This is a genomic window from Cognatundibacterium luofuense, from assembly GCF_018139685.1.
GTDB classification, from domain to species: Bacteria; Pseudomonadota; Gammaproteobacteria; order Burkholderiales; family Burkholderiaceae_D; genus Undibacterium; species Undibacterium luofuense.
This window is the reverse complement of record NZ_JAGSPN010000002.1, coordinates 169707-189739: the sequence shown is the minus strand read 5'-3', so window position 1 is coordinate 189739 and position 20033 is coordinate 169707. Positions and strand designations below refer to the sequence as shown.

Genomic DNA, 20033 nt, shown 5'->3' with positions numbered 1-20033 from the left:
GGGTCTTGCGCTGGTGTGACAGGTTGTCCAGGTGGCATGTTCTCTCACCCGGCATACCGGGTGAGAGAGGGCTGTTGACTAACAAGAGCTTGTCACAGTCAGGATGTGAGCATTATCAGAACTTATAACGACCCCAGACATTGAAAGTACGGCCACGCAAAGGCAGGCCGCTGCCAAGTGTGTAAAGTACTGGATCAGGGCGGTTAAAGATGTTGCCGATATCTAATCCCAGCTCAGCATTTTTAAAACCGCTGTAAGACATGCCGGCACCGGTGACGATGTCATACGATTTTTTACAACCTTCGCCGGTCGCACCCAGCTTGTCGCAGTACTGTTGATAGTTGGTTGTATCGTAAGTACTGAATGCCATGCGGGTTGCGGAGACGAAGCGCGTACGGCTGGAAACAGACCACGGACCTTTAGACCAGCTCAGCATGAAGTTGCTGGTCAGACGAGGGTAGTTGCGGTAGCCGACCTGTCCGTCATCCAGCTGGCCTTTATCGATATCGAACCATTGCATGTTCAGCATATACGTGCCTTCGATGCCGGCGTTCAGTTTGCCGTATTCGCCGAAATTCCAGCTGTCTTTCACACTGAAGTCCAGGCCGGAAACTTTGGTCTGCCCCATGTTGACATACATGTTACGGATGCCGAGGATTTTGCCTGTTTTAAAGCTCAGCGGTGTGCCAGCCAGTTCTGATGCACGTGCCGCCAGCTCTTTGTCTTTATCAGAGATGGTGTCACGGATGACCTGACCCGGAATGCTGTCTTCGCGGTTCAGAATGTAATCATTGTCGAAGGTACTAATTTCATTGCGACGATGTACGCTCCACCAGTCGAAGGTCAAAGACATGGTTTTGGTCGGTTGCAGTACAACACCTAAACCATATACAGCCGAACGTTCTGGTTGTAAATTTTTGTTTGGTGTGATGGCAACCGGGAAGCCGACGTTACACCCAGAATAGTAAGCAGTTTCTGCATTTTGCTTGTCGGTCGCATTACCTTTTTGTAACGCTTCATAGATTGCATCAGCGTCGGCACAACGTTTAGGATCGTCGCCGGAAGTGAACCAGGATACCCCGCCGTTACCTGTTTCCGGCAGACTTGGGGCGCGATAGCCTCGGGAAGCAGAGGCGCGCAGTTTCACGCTGTCGTTAACATTAAAGCTAGCACTGGATTTAGGAATAAATTCGGTTGCAGTTGGACCAGATTTGTCAGCACGTAATGCGAAATTCAAATTCAGACGTTTACTCACTGGCGCATCCAGTTCGGCAAACGCAGCATACACGTTACGATTGCCACTGATCGACACGCCGCTGAAACCGACGATTTGGGCCGCCAGAATATTGTCCATGCTCTTATGCAGCAGGGACTCGCGGCGAATATCTCCGCCCAGTACCAATGTCAGCGGGCCGCCGCCTAATTCCATCAGTTCGCGGTTACCTTTGAGGTCGATCCAGCTTTCCGTCGATTTGCCATCGGAACCCATCACCGGGAACATACGATCCAGCAGTGCCTGGGAATTTTTCTGACCGAATTTATATTCGCCGCTAGTGATCGCATCTGCGAATGCGTAGCGGTCTTTATACAGTTGCTGTCGCTGATGCGCGCGGTTCAGCATGGTGCCTACCGACGTGTCCCATTCCCAGCCAAAATTCGATCCTTGCAGACCAGTAACGACGCGGTATTGTTGCGATCCACCGACGTTTTTGAACATGTCAGGGTTATCGGCAAAGCGATATTGCATACCAATCGGGAAACTGTACGGATTGAACGCGTGCCCTGCCGGAAGACTCGGATCAGTGTAGTACTGCATTTCACCTTTAATCGAATCGTACCAGCTGCTTGCTGCACCGGAGTTCAGGCGCGCAATCGCCGTGTGGTAAGTTGACTGCACATTCGCCAGCTGAATTTCCGCCCAGCCTGTCAGATTTTCATTAATGCGTAACGTGCCCTGAGAGTGGATCAGCACACGGTCTGCCCCCGGCATCTGGTCTACATTCTCGTTGCCGTTAAAACGGCACAGACCGTCGACAATATTGTTTGCTGCGCATCCCGGTGCAGGTGTGTTGATCAGTTTTCCTGCAAGCTTGGGGTCGGCATAATTTGCCGGATAGCGACCATAATAGTTGCCAGGCCATGAATAGCTGGATAAGTAATTGCCGGGAACATTTGGATCGTTAAATTTGTTCAGGGTTTTATACCAGTCAGGCAAACGTAAGTTCGCATAGTCAAGGCTATACGAATTACGACGGAATACATCCATCGAGATATAAGCGTTATAGCCATCTTTTGCGAATTCGCCCATACCAACCGTTATTGATGCGGTCTGATTGCGGTTGAATTTGGTTTCTTCTGTTGAGCCACTGAAGTTACCGCCGATTTCAACGCCAGTGACGTTTTTGCGCGTGATGATGTTGATGACGCCGCCAATCGCTGCTGAGCCGTAAATGGCCGAAGCGCCATCGCGCAGAATTTCGACACGGTCGACTGCGGAAGCCGGAATCGAATCAATATTTACAAACGTATCTTTTGTACCATCAGCGAAGCCATAATTTGGTAAACGACGGCCATTGATGAGCACCAGCGTGCTGTTTACGCCCAGATTCCGTAACGATGCACCGGATGAACCACTTGCCCAGGAATTAGAACCACCGAGGTCAGACAATGCAGACCGGTCATTCGAAGTGGTCAGCTCCAGAATATCTTTCGCGGTAATAGCGCCGCTCTGCTGAATTTCTTTACGAGAAATAATCTGCAAAGGCGCAGCGGTTTCGACGTCAATCCGCTTGATGTTGGAGCCGGTTACTACGACCCGTTGAGGTACATCTTTTTTTGCGTCTTTGTCTGTATTATCTGCTGTTTGTGCAAAAACAGAAGGCGAGGTACCAATACAAAGTGCAATCGCCAGAGTCATTTTTTTCAGTTGCGGAAGCTTGTTCACAATTTCTCCTCATATTTATACGCATACGGCATGTGCTGATTTCGCCGGTGCTGAAAATGCAGAAGACGTTGAGCAATGAAAAATTATGCAAAGCGTATTCTGCAAACTTCATTTAAATATATTTGAAATGTATTAGTGAACTGCTTTGCTTCAGTAGTGCGGTGTTAAAACAACAAAATCAGACGATTATGCAGTTTTCGTTATTTGTCGTTTTGCATAAGACATATTGTCCTTATCCTTGGTTTGCTTGCGGGTATTCGGAAGCGGTCAAGTGTGCATCGGCAGGATTGTGATGATTTATGCAGATTTCGTCATTATGAAATTGGAGAGAGCGATGCCGTTTTTATGTAAACGGTATAATCCGCACGTTGTGCTGTGCACAACGTCGTCTTCAGGGCGGGGTGAAATTCCCCACCGGCGGTGAAGCTGCGGAATACTGCAGCCAGCCCGCGAGCGCCTGAGTTATCTCAGGGTCAGCAGATCCGGTGTGAATCCGGAGCCGACGGTGAAAGTCCGGATGAGAGAAGATGTCTGTTTTGCTGCGCATTCGCAGCGCTGCTGCATTTCCGTTTCGCGGAAAGGCTTGCTGCTGCATGGGTGTCGCAGAATTGCGGATCTTACGTCGTTCCCTGAAACGTCTTTTACAAACTTTTTATTTGTGGAGCGTTTCAATGCAACAAACTACTTTTACTTCTGAGCAAATCCTTGCGAATTCCGGTGCAGCGTCCGCTGCGGCGTTTTCTGATTATTTCGTACAGCATCCTGTCACGCAGCGTTTGCCACGCGCGCTGGATGATTTACGTGCCGGTCGTGCTGTACTACTGATGGATGATGCCGACCGCGAAAACGAAGCGGACTTAATCGTTTCTGCGGAAAAGCTGAATACCGACATGATGGCGCGCCTGATTCGTGATTGCAGCGGCATAGTCTGCCTTTGCTTGACTACTGAAAAAATCCGTGCGCTGGAGTTACCGATGATGGTGGAAGATAACCAGAGCCGCTACGGCACTGCGTTCACCGTCACAATTGAAGCGAAACACGGTGTCACCACCGGTGTTTCCGCCAAAGACCGCGTCACCACCATACAGGCGGCGATCCATCCGCAGGCTAAGCCGGAAGATCTGGCGCGTCCTGGGCATGTATTTCCTTTGCGTGCCATGCCGGGCGGCGTTTTGCAGCGACGTGGTCATACTGAGGGCACGATTGATCTGATGCGTCTGGCCGGTTTGCAGCCGGCGGGCGTATTATGTGAGCTGATGAATCCGGATGGCAGCATGGCGGCCGGTGCGCAGGTGCTCAGTTATGCGCTGGCGCACGACATGGTGATTCTGACGATAGAAGAACTGGTGCAGCATTTGCAGCAGTCCGGTTCGGCAGAGATTGCGGTCGCTGAGTAATTAATCCTTAGCGGACTTTATAAGAAACTGAAATTCAGAGAGTCAGAGCATACGCAGGAGCTCCCTGCGTGCTCAATTGTGTTTAAGTTTTTAAATTTTTTAATTTTTAAATCTTTTAAATTTGTTTAAAGGAGTTCCCGTGCAGAATATTCGATTCGGAGCACAGCGGTTGCAGCCATCGAAAGTGGTGTGTATCGGCCGTAATTACGCAGATCACATTGCCGAACTGAACAATGAAGTGCCGACACAGGCCGTGATTTTTATGAAACCGAATTCCGCAGTGACGGATGTACTGCGCATACACAACGGTGATGAAGTGCATTATGAAGGCGAGATTTCTTTGCTGGTGCAAGATGGCCAGTACACCGCAGTCGCGTTTGGTCTGGATCTGACCAAACGTCAGGTACAGAATCAGCTGAAAGAAAAAGGTTTGCCGTGGGAACGCGCAAAAGCGTTTGATGGCGCAGCCGTCTTCAGTGAATTCGTGGCGCTGAATGTGCCGCTGGAAAGTCTGCATCTGGAATTGTGGATAGATGGCAAACTGGCGCAGGCCGGCGGTGTACCGCTGATGCTGAATAAGCCTGCTGCACTGCTGCCGGAAATTCAGAGTTTCGCGACACTGGAAGATGGTGATGTAATCATGACCGGTACGCCGAAGGGAGTGGGGCAGGTGTTGCCAGGCCAGACTTATACCGGAAAAATCTTCAGTGATGCGCAATTGCTGGTAGAAGCGACATGGATCGTTCAGTAATTCTGTTCTTTCGCCGCAGCTTGCTGACGGTCATCGCACTGGGTGGGTTGTCGCTGGCACAGGCAGCGCCTGCGCCGTGGTACTGGTGGAGCAGTAAAACCAGCGACGCGCGGATTTGCGCCCAGACCTCGCCCGGTGATGGCTGGGAGCAGGGTAAAAAAGCCTATCTGGATGCGCGTTGCAGCATAGAAAAAAACTGAGCTACTGATCTTCCCGTTGTGCAAACGGCGAACAGAGGGGGAAATTGCCTTCTGCTTCGCCGTTTTGTTTTTGTGCGCTCAGAGATAATCAGCCTGTGTCATAGCAGGTTGATCTTCCTGCCTGACAGCAGGCGTACTGCCGCGCAGCTTGCGGGCAGCACAGTGATCACATTCAAACGGGAAGGACGACATATGCTGGTCGAACGTGAAGCGGAAAGCTGCTATCTGGGGCAGTTTATTCCGGTGCAATACCATCACAATATGCTGATGGACGCGAACCGCATGGATAATTTTAAAGCGGCAATTCAGCACCATGTGTTTGAAGGCGCCAAAGTGCTGGAACTCGGCGGTGGTACCGGCGTGCTGTCGTGGTTTGCAGCGCAATCTGCATCCAAAGTGTATTGCGTGGAATTCAATCCGGATATGGTGGCGGAAGCGCGCCGTTTGCTGGCAAAAAACCGTGACGGTCACAAAGTTGAAGTGATCCATGCAGATGCGTTTGAATACCTGCCACCAGAGCCTGTGGATTTTGTGATTTGCGAAATGATTCACGTTGCGATGCTGCGTGAAAAGCAAGTCGAAGTCATTGAAGGTTTCAAGCGCCGTTATGCAGAACGTTTCCCGGACGCGAAAATGCCGGTGTTCATCCCGGAAGCCGTGCTGATGGCGGTGCAGCCTTTGCAGGAAACCTACGATTTCTGGGGTTATCAGGCACCGATTATTCAGTTCACTCAACCGGGTGTGTTTTCTGCAAACACGCAGGAACTCGGCAATCCTGTACTGTACAGCGTGATCGATTTTTGTCAGCCGAATGAACTGGCGGTGCGCTGGCAGGGCAGTCTGCAGATCGAAACCCCCGGTACGCTGACCGCGCTGCGTTTTGTGACGAAAAACGTGCTGGCAGTGTTGCTGGACACAGGTTCCACGATTGACTGGCTGAATCACTATATGGCGATTCCGGTACCTGAACCAATGCAGGTAAACGCAGGCGATATCGTAGATGTATCGTTTGCTTACCATACCGGCGCACCGATTTCGGCGTTGCAAAATACGCTGAGCGTCAGTCTGCGTCAGCCTTCGCATGAAACGCAGGATGCTGTCGCTGCAGGCATGGCGACCGCCTGATGCGTTAGCGCATCTGGTAATAGCTGCAAGGAAAAAAGCGCGTTCCGGCAATGATGACCGGAACGCGCTTTTTGATTTAATAAGTCAGGCAGACTCGCGCATATTATGCAGCTATCCGCATTTGTCATTCACGGAGAGCCGGACTTTCTGCCGACGACAAGCCAATCGCTGTGCTGAACTCCGCATTTGGCCTGTTTTTCGGTTTTATTCGATGTGGAAACGGCTGCTGCGGGTTTTTCCGCCGACTTGCTCCAGCTTACGCCAGCCGGAATTGTCATTCATCGTAATCCAGCGACGTTCTTCCGCGCGGTAGAACCAGTCCTTATCCTGCTGGAAGAAAATCTGCGTATCCAGACCTTCCCAGATGTTCAGGATTTCATTGCTGTGCGAACGGATTTCATCGAAATCGGTAATCGCTTTCTGGCCCATTTCACTGTAAAACTGATTCAGTTCCAGCAGCAGCGCATTGACCTGCAAATCCATCGGGCTGACGTTCAGTCCCAGTTTGCCTGCTTCGTTCAGCAGAATCGGATAACTGTGCGAAGGATATTTGCTGTTCAGATCCTGTGCGATCTGATCTGCCCGTGCCGGATCTTTGATGTGGTATGCCAGCAATTCTTTACACAGCATAATCGACAGTGATTCCGCACGGTCCACCGCACCAATGACCAGCGGATGCACATACTGGAACAGCGACTGATACGGATTATCACCCTGCGGTTTGCCCTGTTGCTGGCTTTCCCATAAACGCATGACACGGTTCAGCTCATCCAGACTGACGCTGACGCGGTCATTGTCGCGGTCGATAGGTGACAGAGCATGGTTCAGTGAAGTATCAACAGCGGTCAGATAGGCCATCGGGCCCATCATGATGTCATTCGCGCCCAGCGTAATCATCGTTGCGGCCGATGCACATTCCAGCGGCACCAGTGCCACCAGTTTTTTGCAGTGCTGGCGCAACAGGCTGACTAAGCGCAGCGATGCCTGACCATTACCACCGGCAGATTTTATAAACAGATACAGGGTGTCATGATGGCCCAGTTTGCCCAGCAATTCATACAGCGCGATCACATCGTTATGACAGACGGAGCCCCGTGTAGCATTCCAGTAAGAAATCACCGGCCCGCCAAGAATGGAAGACAGTTTTTTCAGAGTGGTCTGGGTTTTTTTGAACAATACCGGTGGCTGTTTGACCGGAATTGCATCGTTTTGTGCTTGTTCCATAAGGTATTTTCTCAGCGTTGAACCGGCGGCATTAGCAGCCGGAGATTGTTATGGTTCCGCGTTATCGCCGCGGTCGTTTGCCTTTGCAGGCGCGCAGGAAAGATGTCCTGCCAGCATTGCCGCTGGTTTGTGGCAATGTAAAAAAATCAATTTATCAAAACCCGTCGCTTTAGGCAACTTGCATACGACGCATTCTTCTTTGTTTTCAGATAAATGGCAGGGGATGTCGTCTGGACAAGGCTTCTGCCTTGCAGTAAGGTCATTGTTTGCGAAATATGCAAAACACCTATGCCGCCGTGGCTGACACGATTGCGGCTATCCATCTTAAAAACATCAGAACAATAACGGGGGCGCAATGAAGAAAAACGCAATACGTGCAGCACAATTTTGTCTGGCAGCCGGTGTGGCCGGTATGCTGATCAGCGGTGCAGTACAGGCAGCCGATGCGGGTAAAACGGTAAATGCCGAAAAAGCCGCGAAGCCGTATCAGTCGGTGGGTGACATTCTGAAAGCGTCGCAGCCGGGCGACTGGCGTCCGCTGAATCCGGAAAATACTTTGTATCTGGAACTGGAAAAAGGCCGCGTCGTGATCGAGCTGGCGCCGGAATTTGCGCCAGCCCATGCTGACAATATCCGCACACTGGTACGCGAGGGATACTATGATGGGTTAGCGATTGTGCGTTCGCATGAAAACTATGTGGTGCAATGGGCTGATCCGGATGAAAAGCGCGAGCTGAAAAAAGCCAAAAGCAAGCTGCCACCGGAATTTACCGTGCCGGTACCGGCCGGACAGGTGTTCAGTGCGTTACCGGATCGCGACGGCTTTGCACCACAGGCAGGGCATGTGAACGGTTTTGCTGCGGGACGTGATCCGAAATCTCAGCAAACCTGGCTTGCCCATTGCTATGGTGCAGTGGGCGTTGCGCGTGGTAACGAGCTGGACAGTGGCTCCGGTACGTCGCTGTATGTCGTGATCGGTCATGCACCGCGTCAGCTGGACCGGAATATCGCGGTGGTCGGGCGCGTCATGAAAGGCATGGAATTGCTGACGACGCTGCCACGCGGTTCCGGTGCGCTGGGTTTTTATGAAAAAGCAGAAGAGCGTACGCCGGTCAAAGCAATCCGTATCGCGGCCGATGTGCTGGAAGCAGAACGCAGCGCGCTGGAAGTGATCCGTACTGATGTGCCGGTGTTCGGTCGTATCAAAGATGCTTTACGCAATCGTGGTGGCGACTGGTACAAAGTGCCTGCCGGTTATGTGGATTTGTGTAACGTCGCTATTCCTGTCAGAGCAAAACAGCCCTGACACCAGAATCAGTTGCAGGAGGTTGAGATGAAAATCCGGAGTGCATTGCCACAGGATGCCGAGGCAATTCTGGCGCTGAATGCAGATTCAGTGCATTTGCTGAGTGCGATGGACGCAGCGCGGCTGGCGCATTTACAGCAAGAAGCAGCCTGGCATCAGGTGGTGGAGCTCGGTGAGCGGGTGGTCGGTTTTGTCCTTGCTTTCCGCGAAGGCGCAGATTACGACAGCCTGAATTATCAGTGGTTTGCTGCGCGCTATCCGCAGTTCCTGTACATCGACCGCATTGTGATCGGCGAAGAAGTACGCGGGCTCGGTGTTGGTGGCATGTTGTATGAGCGGGTGCTGGCATTTGCGCGGGAAACGGGCGCACCGTCGCTGACCTGCGAATACGATGTCGATCCGCCCAATCCGGTGTCAGAAAAATTCCATCACGGCTTCGGTTTTGAAGAAGTCGGTCGTCAGCGCTTGCCAAACGGTAAAAGCGTTTCCCTGCAGGCGATGAAAGTGGGCTGATGCCCGCTTTTTCGCCGGATTTTACGGAGAGTCTATGTATCAGCAGTTACGCGCGCCCGAACGCTTGTTCCGGATCGGTCAGTGGTGTGTTGCCGTTTTATTTGCTTATTTTCTGACGCAGGTCGGTGCCAGCCTGATTGCCGATGTGCCTTCGGTATCCCGCGCACCGGCAGTGGAAGATTTTCAGGATAAGGCTGCGCTCGGCAATCTGGAGCAGCAACGTGCACCTTTGCTGCAGCGTGAGCAATCACTGCAGGAATCAGCACGTACCCAGTCTGAGCAATTGCAAAAGGCGCGGGAACAGTATCAGCACGAAAAAGAAAGTTTTGATAACTGGAAAGAAGCACGCCGTTCAACGGGACAATCCGAGCAAAATCCTGAAGTAGTGCTCAGAGCGCGCAATCTGGATCAGTTGCTGAAGCAGCAGAAAACCGTGGAGGCAGCGGTAGCCTCGGTAGACGACGCGCACCGGAAAAATGCGGAGCAACTGGAAGCACTGAATCAGCAAATCAATACGCTGAATCAGGCAGGCTATGACAGATTTCTGGAAGCAAACCGTATTTACAGTCTGAAAGCCTTCGGTTTCCGGCTGGCGCTGGTGGGGCCGGTGCTGGCGCTGGCGATCTGGTTATTCCGCCGCTACCGTAAATCAGATCAGTGGCCGTTTATCTGGGGATTCGGCTTTTTCGCGCTGTTTGCCTTTTTCTTTGAACTGGTGCCGTATCTGCCGAGTTTTGGCGGCTATATCCGTTATGGTGTCGGCGCGGTGCTGACTTTCTGGGGTGGCAGGGCATTAATCGCGGCGCTGAAAGCTTATCTGGAGCGCAAACAGCAGGAGCAGGCAGCCCCACAGGAAGCCCGTAAGCATGAAATCCGCTATGAAAAAGCGCTGGAAGCCATGGCGAAATCGCATTGCCCGGGTTGCGAACGCAAAGTGGTGCAGAGCGAAGGCGGCAACGTGAATTTCTGTATGCACTGCGGCTTAAAGCTGTTTCGCCAGTGCGGCCATTGCGGTTTGCGCCACAACGCCTTTTTCCCGTTTTGCCCATCATGCGGAACAGCAGCAAAAGAGGATGCACAAGCAGATGCGCAGCCAGCGGATGCTTCCTCAGCACCAGCCGTCAGTACGCCGCCTGCAGCCTGATCATCCCGATAAGCCTGGCAAGCCTGACAAGCCTGACTGGTTGAATGAGCAGGAAGGCAAGCGTAAAACCAAAAAACCGTCTGCAGACGGTTTTTTGGTTCAAATGCGGTGTTCAGCACAGGAAAAACAGCATTTTTGACTGACGTCCGCGAATTCTCTGGCTGAGCGGGCAGGGTAGTTTTAAGGCAAATGACGATATTTGCATACTCTGCGACTGTCCGCGCTGCCTTTTGCGGCTGGTATAGCTCAGGTTTCAGCCCACATGCGTAACAGATTGTGGTACTGCGCTGTCAGTTGCACGACTTCAGCGCTGTCACCCATCTGACCACGCAGCGATGTGATGGTCTTATCCATTTCAAACAGCATCGCGCGTTTTGCATCGTCGCGGATCATGCTCTGGCTCCAGAAAAATGCGCAAACCCGTTCTCCGGCGGTGACCGGCATCACCTGATGCAGACTGGTGGACGGATAAACGATCATGTCGCCAGCCGGTAATTTCACTTCATGCGTGCCGTAGGTATCGCTGACTACCAGATCGCCGCCTTCATACTCATCCGGTTCACACAGGAATAAGGTGGTGGACACATCCGTGCGTATGCTCTGACCAGTGCCCGGCAAATGACGGATAGAGCCATCCACATGCATACCGTAATGTTCGCCACCGCTATACGCATTAAACAGCGGCGGAACGATATGCAAAGGCAGTGCTGCGGCAAAAAATACCGGATGACGGCGGATAATGCCGAGTAATTCTTCACTCAGCGCGCGCGACACTTCGCCGTGCTCAGGCAACTGGCGATTCTGTTTGACCACTGCGCCTTGCGCACCGACGGTTTCGCGTCCGTCCACCCAGTTGCTTTCCTGTAATTTCTGACGCAGGTTGCGTACCTGTTCTTTGCTCAGTACGCCGGGAATATGCAGCATCATGGTGTTACTCCTCTTCGTTCTATCTTGATAATTTTTATCATTGCCAAAAAAAACTGCCCTGACGTTCACCGGCAGGGCAGTTTTGCAGACATCAGATCATGCTGGCGATCAGAATTTCACATTCACGCCCAGTGTCACCGCGCGCGGTGTGCCAGGAGTGTAGCGATAGCCGCTCTTATTGATCGCTGCGACATAGGTTTTATCCAGCAGATTATTGATGTTGAGTTGCAGATCAATATTTTTATTCACACTGTAGCTGGTCATCGCATCTAAAACCCAGTAGCTGTCTGATTTAGCCGGTGTACCGACTGCACCATCCGTGCCGCGCAGCAGTGCATCAACAAAGCGTGCGCCACCACCGATTTTCCAGCCTTTTTGTACCTGATACGAGCTCCACAGCGTGAAAGCTTGTTTTGGCGCATAGGCCAGATTGTTTTCACCGTTGGCAGTGACTGCAGGGCCAGCCTGTACACTGGTTTTCATGTAGGCATAACCTGCACTCACCAGCCAGTCACGGTTAATCGCGCCGGTCACACCCAGTTCCAGTCCATCCACACGTTTTTCACCAGTCTGGTAGTACAGCAGATCAGTCTGATTCTGTACCACTTCATTGGAAACGTTAGTGCGGTAAACCGCTGCAGTGAAGGACAGTTTTTCTTTCAGCAGATCCCACTTGGTACCGATTTCAAAATTGCGTGTTTCCTGCGGGTCAAACTTCGGATTGGCAGCGCTGCTGGTTGCGGAGCTCAGCGCAAAGTTAGAGCCACCCGGTGGTTGTTTCGATGTGGAATACGAAACATAGGCGCTGCTGTAGCTGGTTGGTTTGTACAGCAAGCCGGTTTTCCAGTTGACCAGATTGCCGCTGGAATTCAGGCTGGTTGGCACCAGTGTGCCGACCGGCAGTGTCGGATTGCTGGCCGCTGTCGACAGTGCCGCTGCACTGTAATCGGTGTTGTAACGGTCAACACGAACACCGGCATTCAATTGCCACTGCGGGTTGAATTCCATCGTATCGAATACGTAGCCGCTGACGGTGCTGGTGCTGCCACGGGTGAATACGCCGTTGCGCACCAGATTCAGGCCGGTGACCGCATCATCCGGATTCGGACGGTACAGGTTGGCAGCTGCCAGTGTGCCTGTGCCGTTATAGCCCCAGGTATTTTGCTTTTCATAGGTGAATTCCATGCCGCCCAGCAGGGTGTGCTTGATACCGCCGGCAGTCAGTTCTGCTTGCAGATTGGTCTGGTTGGTCAGCACTTCATTAACCTGATCTTTCAGGGTGCGGATGCTGCGTGCCAGTGTCCAGCCGGAAGGATCGGTTGCAGATGGCGTCGCCAGATTGGCGGTGTTGGCCATGAATGCCGTCAGCAGATAATTCTGGGTGGTTTTGCCGTAACGTGCGGTATTGATCAGGCGGACTTTGTCATTGAAATCATGCTCAACACGTGCCGTCAGCATGTCCAGTTTAACTTTGTCGAAGTCAGAAGAAGAACCGTAGAAATTGGACGGATCAACTTTAGCCGCGTTGCTGATGAACGGGCGTTTTGCATCCGGCGAGCTGTAGCCCGGCAGACCGATGGTCGGCACGCCGCCATCCGGGATATTGTCTTGCTGCACATGCAGATAATTCAGGAAGAAACGGGTATTGCTGCCCAGACCGTAAGACAGTGCCGTGGCGACACCCCAGCGGCTGTTGTTCACGACATTACGACCGACCACGCCGCTATCCTGATCCATCACATTGATGCGGAATGCTGCGCCGTTTTTCTCGTCCAGCACCACATTTTTATCGGCAGTCACACGTTTCTGCGAACCGTTACCAACGCTCAGATTCACGCTGGTTGCGTTTTCCATATTCGCTTGCTTGGAACTCAGATTGATCGAGCCGGTTGGCGCGCTGCGGCCGGAATCCGTACCGGCATTGCCTTTCAGTACGTCGATTTGCTCAATATTGAACAGATCGCGGGAAATCGAGCCCATGTCGCGTACGCCATCCACAAAAATGCTGGAAGAAGTATCGAAGCCGCGCATGTAAATCGCATCACCTGTGTTCGTGCTGCCGTTTTCGCCGAGGAAGAATGCGCCGACGCCCGGTGCATTACGCATCGCTTCAGTCAGTGTTTGCGCACCTTGTTGTTCGATCAGTTCGCGTTTGATCACGGTAATGGTTTGCGGTGTGTCGACCAGCGGTTGCGTGTATTTTGGTGAAGCGGCTTTATCGGCTTTAAATTCGTTTTCAGTCTTGGCTTTCACAACAACTTCAGGCAGGTTGTTGTCTGCAGCCATTGCAGCGGCAGGCAGCAGTAAAGCAGCGCTGACAGCGGCGCCCACTGTGGTTTGTGCCAGTGTGACAGGGTGTTTTTTGCTCTTAATGTACGACATGACGAAATTCCAGAAGTAGTGGTAACGGTGCTTCAGATACCGTCTGGCTTTTCCGGCAAAGGGAATGGCTGGGTGGAAGCTGAATGTAAAAGTGTAACGAAGTTTTTGATAAATGTAAATGAGAATGATTCTTACTAATGATCTTGCTCAATAAAAAACCCGGAAAACTCCGGGTTTTTGTTATATGCGGCCTGAATAGTCTGGCTTCAGCGGCTCTGGTGCCGGCGGCGTAACGCGGTTGCGCAATCGCGTACCAGCCCCGGACCCTGATAAATCAGACCGGAATAAACCTGAACCAGAGATGCGCCAGCCTCGGTTTTAGTGATCGCATCGTCACCGCTGAAAATGCCGCCGGCGCCGATGATAGGAATCGCATTCCCCAATTCCTGTTTCAGGCCGCGCACAACGCGGTTAGATAATTCAAATACAGGTTTGCCTGACAGGCCGCCGGTTTCTTCTCCGTGCGGAAGACCGGCAACCGCATCGCGGGTGATCGTGGTGTTGGTGGCAATCACACCGTCAATGCCGTGGCGCAGCAAGGCGTCTGCAATATTCTTAATTTGTTCGCTGTCGATATCCGGTGCAATTTTCAGTGTCACCGGCACGTAGTTTTTGTGCTGATCTGCGAGGCGCAATTGTGCTTTCTTTAAACGGGATAACAAATCATCCAGTTCACTGGCGCCTTGCAACTGACGCAGATTTTTGGTGTTGGGTGAAGAGATGTTGACGGTGACGTAGTCTGCATACGGATACACTTTTTCCAGACAGTGCAGATAGTCATCTGCAGCGCGTTCGATTGGTGTGTCTGCATTTTTGCCGATATTCAGACCGAGTACGCCTTGCTTTTCCTGATAGTAACGTGAGGACTGTACGTTGCGCACAAAAGCATCAACACCGCCGTTATTGAAACCCATGCGGTTAATAATCGCGTCAGCCTGCGGCAGGCGGAACATGCGCGGCAGCGGATTGCCGGGTTGCGCACGCGGGGTGACAGTGCCAACTTCGATAAAGCCAAAACCCATCGTTGCCAGACCGTCGATATAAGCGCCATCTTTATCCAGACCGGCTGCCAGACCAACCGCATTCGGAAACCGGATTCCCATGACTTCACGCGGATCATCAATCCGGCTTCCGGTCAGTTTGCCTAAACCCAGTCCGGTCATTGCCTGCAAGGCTGGCAACGCAAAATGGTGGGCTTTTTCCGGTTCCATGGAAAACAGAATCGGGCGGGCAAGGGTATATAAAAAGCTCGGAGAAATCATAAGAGGTTCAGTCAGTCAAAAGAAATCGGTATGGCGGGTTTGCAGTGGAAATCAGCGCGGCATCGCTTGCCAGTGGTCGTCGCGGAAGGCTTCCAGTGGCTGAAAACGCGTTTTATATGTCATTTTCCGGCATTCGCTGATCCAGTAACCCAGATAAACATAGGGCAGGCCGGCATCTCTGGCTTGTGTCAGCTGCCACAAGACATTGTACGTTCCGTACGACGCTTTATCATCATCAGGATCAAAAAACGTGTACACCGAAGAGAGGCCATCATCAAGAATATCAATGATGCTGACCATTTTCAGGATGCCTTCGGGTGTGCGGAATTCAACCAGGCGGGTATCGACTTTACTTTGCAGTAAAAATTGCGCGTATTGCTCGCGGCTGTCCTGATCCATGCCGCCGCCGCGGTGGCGCTGCTGCTGATAGCGCAGATAAAGATCGTAGTGTTCTTCAGTGAAATCCAGCGGGCAGGAATAAGCGAGCAGACTTTCATGCTTTTTCCATGCGCGCTGCTGGCTGCGGTCAGGCTGAAATTCGCCAGCTCTGACACGCACCGGTGTGCAGGCATTGCAATGGTCGCACCAAGGCCGGTAAATAAATACACCGCTGCGACGGAAACCGAGCCGCACCAGATCGGCGTAATGCTGTTCGCTGATCAGATGTGTCGGCGTGGCAACCTGTGAGCGCGCCTCCCGGTTATCGAGATAGCTGCACGGATAGGGTGCGGTTGCGTAAAACTGTATGGAAATAAAAGGAGGTTCGTTCGGAGTGCTCACGGGGCCTGAATTCCTGTGTGTGTCCAGTCGCGAATCGCCGGAAATTGTATTGCCTGCTTCAGATGCTGAATAAACTGTTTCCGCGGTATGGGTTGTGCGCCCAGTGACGCGAGATGACCTGTTTCTTGCTGGCAATCAATCATTGCAACGCCGTTTCTGCGTAAATGAAATACCAGCTGGCTCAGTGCTATTTTAGAGGCATCGCGTTCACGTGCAAACATTGATTCGCCGTAAAACATCGTTCCTATGCAGACGCCATAAGCGCCGCCAACTAGCTGTCCGTGATGCCACAGTTCGGCAGAGTGCGCATAGCCGGCTTCATGCAGTCCGCAATAGCCACGGATAATATCCGGTGAAATCCATGTACCGTAGCCGTCTGCACGCGGCGCAGCGCAGTTGCGCATGACTTGTTCGAATGCCGAATCAAAACGAAAAGTGTAAGCCGGGTCGCGCGCAATTTTTCTTAAGGTCTTTTTCAGGCTGTCAGAAACACGGAATGCATCCGTCTTCAGTACCATGCGCGGGTCGGTGGACCACCAGAGTATTGGCTGTCCCTCAGAAAACCAGGGGAAAATACCTTCGCGATACGCCATCAGTAATCGCTCAGGACTTAAATCTGCACCTGCTGCCAGCAAGCCCGGTGCACCATGGATATCAGTCAGCGCTTCGCTGACATCCGGAAATGCGTCGTCAGGGCCTAGCCAGGGAATCAATCGCAGCTCCGCATCGGGCGGGTGATGTCGTGTTCATGCACCTGATAGCTGCCGCCTGCCTTTACGCGGGCATGATCGGAAAAAAACAGGCGCAGCGTTTCGCTGACGGTAGGAAAGGCGATGTCTTCCCACGGAATTTCCTGTTCCGTAAACAGTTTCACTTCAAGGCTTTCAGTGCCGGCGGCGTAATTCAGATTCAATAGTGTCGCGCGGTAAAATAAATGTACCTGATGCACGTGCGGCACATTGAGTATCGCAAACAGTGCGTGGCGCTGGATATCGGCACCGGCTTCCTCTTCGGTTTCGCGTGACGCCGCTTCACCGCTGGTTTCTTTGTTTTCCATGAAGCCGGCTGGCAAAGTCCAGTAGCCATAACGCGGTTCAATCGCGCGGCGGCAAAGCAGGATTTTTGTAATGCCGTCGTCTTCCCAAACCGGAATGCTGCCAACCACCATTTTTGGGTTCTGATAATGCACAGTATGACACGCCGGGCAAACAAAGCGTTCGCGGGTGTCGTCAGGCGGAATCGTGACGATAACAGGGGTGGCGCATTCAGAGCAGAATTTCATACCGGCGTTCTGTGACGGGAAAAGTCAAAGTTTAACACTGGCGCGCTGATTTCGGCGGTGGCGAAGACCTCTGTTTACTGTGTTGCTTTGGAGGTGTGAGTGATTTTGTTTGGCTGGAATTTGCTTTTTAAAATAAATCGTGTATAGTGTTGGACTTCAGACGCGGGGTGGAGCAGTCTGGCAGCTCGTCGGGCTCATAACCCGAAGGTCGTAGGTTCAAATCCTGCCCCCGCAACCAGGATTCAAAAAAAGCCACGCTAGCGTGGCTTTTTTCTTACCTGAAGAAAAATTTTGATTGTCACGGGCGTTCTGGACTACAATTCGGTGTCTGCCGATTTATCGGCGAAATTCCTTACCGGAGTCTGTGGGTTTCTGCCAGACCGCATCCAGCATAGGGAATGCGGTTCACGTTGCGAAAACGTGCCGGTCGCAGTCTGTACGGACTGCTCTTCTGAAACGCCGATTGAACCAACCTAATCATAGAATTGCATGAATACTGCTGAGGCTAAGCGGGTCCTCGAGACAGCGCTCCTGTGTGCGTCTGAGCCCCTGACTGTGCAGTCAATGAAAAAATTGTTTCTTGAAACAGATGATCAGTCTGACGTGGTTGGTGCGGATACCATTAAAACCATGCTTGAGCAGATTCGTTCTGACTGGTCGGATAAGGGTATTGAGCTGGTTTCACTGGCGACCGGCTGGCGTTTTCAGAGTCGGCCGGAAATGCGGGCTTATATCGACAGGCTGAATCCGGAAAAGCCGCCGCGCTACTCGCGCGCTACACTGGAGACGCTGGCAATTATTGCTTACCGTCAGCCTGTGACCCGCGGGGATATTGAGGAAATTCGCGGAGTGACTGTTTCTTCGCAAATGATTAAATCGCTGGAAGACCGCGGCTGGATCGAGACGATAGGTCACCGCGATGTGCCTGGGCGACCTGCATTGTTTGCAACAACGCGGCAATTTTTAAGTGATCTTGGTTTAAATTCTCTGGATCAGCTGCCGCCTTTGCAGCAAATCTCAAAAGAAAAAATACTGGAACAGGATGATCAGTCCGGTTCCCTTGAATTCGGAGCGCAGCAGGCAGAACCTGCTGTATCCGGTCAGTTGCAGCAAGAATCTGCAGCTGAAAATGGTACAGAACAGAAGCCCGGTGACGGGGTGGCGTTGCCATCCGGGGTAGATGCGGCAGCTTCTGATCCTGAATGGCAAACCGGGCTGGCTGCAGATGTGGCGCCCGACATGGAATCAAATAGTGAGTCCAATGAACTCTGATGAAGTAAAAAATGAACAGGAAGCCGGTGGTGGCTCCGATAGTGCAAAGCCTAAGCGTGCTTTGCGTGGTCCGCGTAATCTGCGCCGTGCGCGCCCTCGTCAGGATGGTGTCCAGGGTGAGCAGTCTGGCGGTGAGTCTGTAAGGGCCGAGAAATCTGAAAAAACAGAGCATCCGAAAGCGCCGCGTCAGCGACGTGAGTCGAAGCCTGCGGAGGCAGGTGAGCGCAATGAGCGCGCTCCGCGTGGTCGCGGTCGTCAGCCTGCTGACGCAAAACCGGCGGCGAAAGGTCGTAAGCCGCGCGCTGAAAAGTCTGCTGTTGATGAAGATGTGTTTTCCTGGGTGACATCTGATAATTTTGATGCTCAGCAGGACGATAAGGGTGGTCGTGGTAATGGACGCGGTGCGCAACGTTCGCGTCGTGATTTGACATCCGATGATGATGCTCCTAAGTTGCATAAGGTGCTGGCTGAGGCGGGCCTGGGTTCTCGCCGCGATATGGAAGAGCTGATTGTTGCCGGCCGTGTATCGGTGAATGGTGAGCCTGCACATATCGGTCAGCGTATTCTGCCTACTGATCAGGTGCGCATCAACGGTAAGCCTTTGCAGCGTAAGGTGACCAAGCGTCCTCCGCGTGTGCTGATGTACCACAAGCCGGCTGGTGAGATTGTCAGTATGAATGATCCTGAGGGGCGTCCTTCGGTGTTTTCCAGTTTGCCGCAAATGAAAGTTGGTAAATGGCTGGCAGTTGGTCGTCTGGACTTCAATACTGAAGGTTTGTTGTTGTTCACGAATTCCGGTGATCTGGCGAACCGCCTGATGCATCCGCGTTACGGTATTGATCGCGAATATGCGGTGCGTACGCTGGGTGAGTTGGAAGAGGGTATGCGTCAGGCTTTGTTGGCTGGTGTTGAGTTGGAAGATGGTGTTGCGCAGTTTTCGCGTATTACCGATGGTGGTGGTGAGGGTGTGAATAAATGGCATCGCGTCATTATTGGTGAGGGTCGTAACCGTGAGGTTCGTCGCATGTTTGAGGCGGTTGGCCTGACTGTTTCACGCTTGATTCGCACTCGTTATGGTGTTTTGACTCTGCCGCCTTCACTGAAGCGCGGTCGTTGGGAAGAGTTGTCGGACGATAGTGTGAAATCCTTGCTGAAACTGATTGGTATGGAGAAATCCGGTCAGGATAAGGCGCAGCCGCGTAAAGAGCAAAAGCCACGTATTTCGAACCGTAATGCAGATCCGTTTGCAAGCAAGCAGCCATCGTATCCGATGACTTCGCGTGGTGAGTTGGCGGGTGCGCGTACAGCAGGGTCAAAACGTGGCGGAGATCAGCAGGGCGGTAAGAAGCGCCCTCGTCAGCCGGATCCGTTGCAGACAGCGCTTGGATTCCAGGATGTTGCGCCGCGCCGTGGTCCGACGCAGCGCGGAAGTGGGCAGGCAATCGGGCAGGCAATTGCTGCTCGCCGCCGCTCGCGTAACGGCTGATTTTCTGCCTGTTTTGCCCTTGCCTGCCCCGTGTTTTT

Annotated in this window: 17 protein-coding genes, 1 tRNA gene and 1 riboswitch; of the genes, 10 read left to right on the top strand and 8 right to left on the bottom strand. The window is 52.4% G+C overall.

All coding sequences use genetic code 11. The annotated features are described in order from the left end of the window. Positions 1–115: 115 nt before the first annotated feature. Positions 116–2944 carry a TonB-dependent receptor plug domain-containing protein gene (locus KDM89_RS04270; protein ID WP_212686713.1) on the bottom strand — a complete coding sequence of 943 codons (2829 nt, stop codon included), beginning with the start codon at positions 2942–2944 and terminating at the stop codon, positions 116–118. 383 nt (positions 2945–3327) lie between these two features. After that, positions 3328–3477: riboswitch (FMN riboswitch) on the top strand. A 138-nt stretch (positions 3478–3615) separates the two neighbouring features. On the opposite strand from KDM89_RS04270, the gene ribB reads away from it, so the two are divergent. The 4 genes from ribB to KDM89_RS04250 all read left to right on the top strand — a co-directional run bounded on the left by ribB (position 3616) and on the right by KDM89_RS04250 (position 6417). Next, entirely contained in the window at positions 3616–4341 is a 726-nt protein-coding gene (gene ribB, locus KDM89_RS04265) for a 3,4-dihydroxy-2-butanone-4-phosphate synthase (protein ID WP_212686712.1), read from the top strand. A 139-nt stretch (positions 4342–4480) separates the two neighbouring features. Continuing rightward, positions 4481–5092 (top strand): fumarylacetoacetate hydrolase family protein, encoded by a 612-nt coding sequence (locus KDM89_RS04260; RefSeq protein ID WP_212686711.1) that lies wholly within the window; start codon positions 4481–4483, stop codon positions 5090–5092. After that, on the top strand, positions 5077–5292 hold the full coding sequence (locus KDM89_RS04255) for a hypothetical protein (protein ID WP_230427662.1): 216 nt from the start codon (positions 5077–5079) through the stop codon (positions 5290–5292). The genes KDM89_RS04260 and KDM89_RS04255 overlap by 16 nt, the downstream gene beginning before the upstream one ends. Before the next feature lie 192 nt (positions 5293–5484). Beyond that, on the top strand, positions 5485–6417 hold the full coding sequence (locus KDM89_RS04250) for a methyltransferase domain-containing protein (RefSeq protein ID WP_212686710.1): 933 nt from the start codon (positions 5485–5487) through the stop codon (positions 6415–6417). Between the two features lie 204 nt (positions 6418–6621). On the opposite strand, the gene KDM89_RS04245 is transcribed toward KDM89_RS04250, so the two are convergent. After that, positions 6622–7641 (bottom strand): SDH family Clp fold serine proteinase, encoded by a 1020-nt coding sequence (locus KDM89_RS04245; protein ID WP_212686709.1) that lies wholly within the window; start codon positions 7639–7641, stop codon positions 6622–6624. A gap of 355 nt (positions 7642–7996) precedes the next feature. Between KDM89_RS04245 and KDM89_RS04240 the strand changes: the two genes are divergently transcribed. Genes KDM89_RS04240 through KDM89_RS04230 form a run of 3 tightly spaced genes read left to right on the top strand, consistent with a single transcriptional unit; the run spans position 7997 to position 10604 of the window. Continuing rightward, entirely contained in the window at positions 7997–8947 is a 951-nt protein-coding gene (locus KDM89_RS04240) for a peptidylprolyl isomerase (RefSeq protein WP_230427661.1), read from the top strand. Between the two features lie 27 nt (positions 8948–8974). Further along, positions 8975–9460 carry a GNAT family N-acetyltransferase gene (locus tag KDM89_RS04235; RefSeq protein ID WP_212686708.1) on the top strand — a complete coding sequence of 162 codons (486 nt, stop codon included), beginning with the start codon at positions 8975–8977 and terminating at the stop codon, positions 9458–9460. A 34-nt stretch (positions 9461–9494) separates the two neighbouring features. Beyond that, a complete protein-coding gene (locus KDM89_RS04230) occupies positions 9495–10604 on the top strand; it encodes a zinc ribbon domain-containing protein (protein WP_212686707.1) in 1110 nt (369 codons plus the stop codon). 246 nt (positions 10605–10850) lie between these two features. Here the strand turns inward: KDM89_RS04230 and KDM89_RS04225 are convergent, their stop codons facing one another. From KDM89_RS04225 to KDM89_RS04200, 6 genes are all read right to left on the bottom strand, one after another. Beyond that, the gene (locus KDM89_RS04225) at positions 10851–11531 is read right to left on the bottom strand and encodes a Fe2+-dependent dioxygenase (RefSeq protein WP_212686706.1); all 681 of its coding nucleotides are present in this window, start codon (positions 11529–11531) and stop codon (positions 10851–10853) included. 108 nt (positions 11532–11639) lie between these two features. After that, positions 11640–13913 carry a catecholate siderophore receptor Fiu gene (locus tag KDM89_RS04220; RefSeq protein WP_212686705.1) on the bottom strand — a complete coding sequence of 758 codons (2274 nt, stop codon included), beginning with the start codon at positions 13911–13913 and terminating at the stop codon, positions 11640–11642. A gap of 206 nt (positions 13914–14119) precedes the next feature. Further along, a complete protein-coding gene (locus KDM89_RS04215) occupies positions 14120–15175 on the bottom strand; it encodes a quinone-dependent dihydroorotate dehydrogenase (RefSeq protein WP_212686704.1) in 1056 nt (351 codons plus the stop codon). A gap of 51 nt (positions 15176–15226) precedes the next feature. Further along, on the bottom strand, positions 15227–15955 hold the full coding sequence (locus KDM89_RS04210) for an arginyltransferase (protein ID WP_212686703.1): 729 nt from the start codon (positions 15953–15955) through the stop codon (positions 15227–15229). Then, positions 15952–16668: a leucyl/phenylalanyl-tRNA--protein transferase gene (gene aat, locus KDM89_RS04205; protein ID WP_212686702.1), complete on the bottom strand. Its 717-nt coding sequence runs from the start codon at positions 16666–16668 to the stop codon at positions 15952–15954. The genes KDM89_RS04210 and aat overlap by 4 nt, the downstream gene beginning before the upstream one ends. Beyond that, complete coding sequence (locus tag KDM89_RS04200; RefSeq protein WP_212686701.1) at positions 16665–17237, bottom strand: NUDIX hydrolase; 573 nt, start codon at positions 17235–17237, stop codon at positions 16665–16667. The genes aat and KDM89_RS04200 overlap by 4 nt, the downstream gene beginning before the upstream one ends. Positions 17238–17398: 161 nt before the next feature. Here KDM89_RS04200 and KDM89_RS04195 point away from each other — a divergent pair. The 3 genes from KDM89_RS04195 (at position 17399) to KDM89_RS04185 (ending at position 19995) form a co-directional block, all read left to right on the top strand. Continuing rightward, positions 17399–17475 (top strand) — tRNA-Met (locus KDM89_RS04195). Between the two features lie 326 nt (positions 17476–17801). Continuing rightward, positions 17802–18509, top strand: coding sequence for an SMC-Scp complex subunit ScpB (scpB, locus tag KDM89_RS04190; protein WP_438947495.1), 708 nt, complete (start codon positions 17802–17804; stop codon positions 18507–18509). Further along, entirely contained in the window at positions 18499–19995 is a 1497-nt protein-coding gene (locus KDM89_RS04185) for a pseudouridine synthase (RefSeq protein WP_230427679.1), read from the top strand. Before scpB ends, KDM89_RS04185 begins: the two co-directional genes overlap by 11 nt. Positions 19996–20033 lie beyond the last annotated feature (38 nt).